Genomic DNA, 1,027 nt, shown 5'->3' with positions numbered 1-1,027 from the left:
CTGAAATTTGATGCCATAATTATCTTCTATCTAATTTTCTAGTTTACTTAAATCTATCTGATTTTGACTTCTTAACCACTCAATTATAGAAGTCCGATCGCTTTGATTAAGGTATCCTTTTGAGCCTTTATGTTTTAGTTTCAATCCCTCAATACCTTCTAGGGCAAAACGAACTTTACATTGGCTAACAAAAGCAGCAGAAATCCCTAAGGTTTTTTGAAGTTTTGTAACTTTAAAACCTTGAATAAGCATCCGAATAGCTAAGGCTCTTTTTAGCTCTCTTGGTTCTGGATTGCTTTCGATAAATTTTTCTAGTTCTTCTTGAACATTAGCTTTAACCTGCTCGATTTTTTTCTTCATAAATAATTTCTATTTTTTTTAGTTAATAAAACTCATTATATTATAATAGTTTATTTTTTCCAAATGATTTAGGATTGCTATATAAAAACTACTGTGTCGTCGTTGTGAACGGCCATCTTCTTTTACTCTACCGATATATTTTTGAATTCCTTTTCGTGTCTTGATGCAGTCGCTCATGGGGGAAACCACGGCAGTCGCTCATGGGGGGAACCCCCAAGACCGCGCTGCCTCCCCAAGACCGCGCTGCATCGCTTTAATTTGCTGTCCTTAAATAGTAGCAGAAGTATAGGCTATTGATATCAATAAAATTAGCGAAATCAACCGATCACCATAGACATTAGTGTCTTCGCGCGTTATAGCCTCCTGTTCTTGATGCAGTCGCTCATGGGGGAAACCACGGCAGTCGCTCATGGTTTGTTCGCGTTCGCCTTTGGCGTGGCCTACGGCCAAGCGTCGCCAAAGGCGATAGTTACCGTAAGATAGTGGAGCCTTATTAACAAATATTTAACCCTTTTCTGCATAACCTGCTAACTATAAAGGCTCCACTATCTAAGGTTTCGTCTCCGGGGGAACCCCCAAGACCGCACTGCCTCCCCAAGACCGCGCTGCATCGCTTTTAAAATCTCTAAACATTGTCTTGATGCAGTCGCTCATGGGGGAAACAACG

1 protein-coding gene and 1 pseudogene are annotated in these 1,027 nt (G+C 40.4%); both read right to left on the bottom strand.

All coding sequences use genetic code 11. The features are described from left to right. Positions 1–30 precede the first annotated feature (30 nt). Positions 31–360, bottom strand: coding sequence for a helix-turn-helix domain-containing protein (locus F6K49_RS52775; protein WP_293111102.1), 330 nt, complete (start codon positions 358–360; stop codon positions 31–33). 72 nt (positions 361–432) lie between these two features. Further along, a pseudogene (locus F6K49_RS52770) lies at positions 433–708 on the bottom strand (hypothetical protein); the annotation flags it as partial. Positions 709–1,027 lie beyond the last annotated feature (319 nt).

This window comes from Moorena sp. SIO3I6, assembly GCF_010672095.1.
The sequence above is the reverse complement of the archived record's forward strand: the minus strand, read 5'-3'. Positions and strand labels throughout refer to the sequence as shown.

What these genes read in the sequence shown, in the direction of transcription:
- F6K49_RS52775 (WP_293111102.1), bottom strand. Translation starts at nt 360, where the DNA reads ATGAAGAAAAAAATCGAGCAGGTTAAAGCTAATGTTCAAGAAGAACTA.